Genomic DNA, 1133 nt, shown 5'->3' on the forward strand with positions numbered 1-1133 from the left:
GGGGAAGGACGGACGGTCCCCACCACGGTCATCGCGACGCGGGTAAGAGGGACGGTCGCCACCACGGTCATCGCGACCGCCACGGAACCCACCACGGTCGTCATCACGACGCGGGTAGCTGGGACGCTCACCTCGGTCGTCACGGCGGAAACCGCCGGCGGGACGGTCACCACGGTCGTCACGACGGAACGGGGGACGGTCCCCACCGCGGTCGTCACGGCGCGGGTAGGAGGGACGGTCGCCACCACGGTCGTCACGACCGCCACGGAACCCACCACGGTCGTCATCACGACGGGGGAAGGACGGACGGTCCCCACCACGGTCATCGCGACGCGGGTAAGAGGGACGGTCGCCACCACGGTCATCGCGACCGCCACGGAACCCACCACGCTCATCGTCACGACGCGGGAAGGACGGACGGTCTCCACCACGGTCGTCACGGCGGAAACCGCCGCCGCCACCGGAGGGACGGTCTCCGCGGTCATCACGGCGGAAACCGCCGCCGCCACCGCCGGCGGGACGGCCGCCACGGTCATCGCGACGGAAACCGCCACCACCACCGGTCGGACGGCCACCACGGTCGTCACGACGGAACGGGGGACGGTCGCCACCACGGTCGTCACGGCCCCCGCGGTAGCCGCCCCTGTCACCGCCGTCGTTGCGCCGAGGCTCGCGCTCCGGACGATCGTCGGGAGAGTTGGACATGGGTGTGACTCCTGTCTTCGGGGTACCGCTAGTCATTCTCGCGCAACCAACCCATGGCCGCGCTTCGGCGTAAAGAGGTGAAAAACAAAAAGGACCCTTGGTCCAGCGTTGAACGCTGGACCAAGGGTCCTTTGAAAGATTGTTCGGCGGCGTCCTACTCTCCCACAGGGTCCCCCCTGCAGTACCATCGGCGCTGAAAGGCTTAGCTTCCGGGTTCGGAATGTAACCGGGCGTTTCCCTAACGCTATGACCACCGAAACCCTATCGGTTTCGAGCGAACAAGCACACTTTGTAGTTATGTTCTAGCTCTAGAAACCAGCAACTGTTCGTTGCTTCAGAACTAACACAGTGGACGCGAGCAACTGAGGACAAGCCCTCGGCCTATTAGTACCAGTCAGCTTCACCCGTTACCGGGCTTCCACATCTGG

At 65.5% G+C, this 1133-nt stretch carries 1 rRNA gene and 1 pseudogene; both read right to left on the reverse strand.

Annotated elements, in window-relative coordinates:
* Positions 1-666 (reverse strand): annotated as a pseudogene (locus tag ACFV9H_RS07580) (tetratricopeptide repeat protein); the annotation flags it as partial.
* A 180-nt stretch (positions 667-846) separates the two neighbouring features.
* Positions 847-963 (reverse strand): 5S ribosomal RNA (gene rrf / locus ACFV9H_RS07585).
* Positions 964-1133 lie beyond the last annotated feature (170 nt).

Origin of the sequence: Streptomyces sp. NPDC059874 (assembly GCF_042731135.1) — a bacterium.
Classification (GTDB): Bacteria; Actinomycetota; Actinomycetes; order Streptomycetales; family Streptomycetaceae; genus Streptomyces.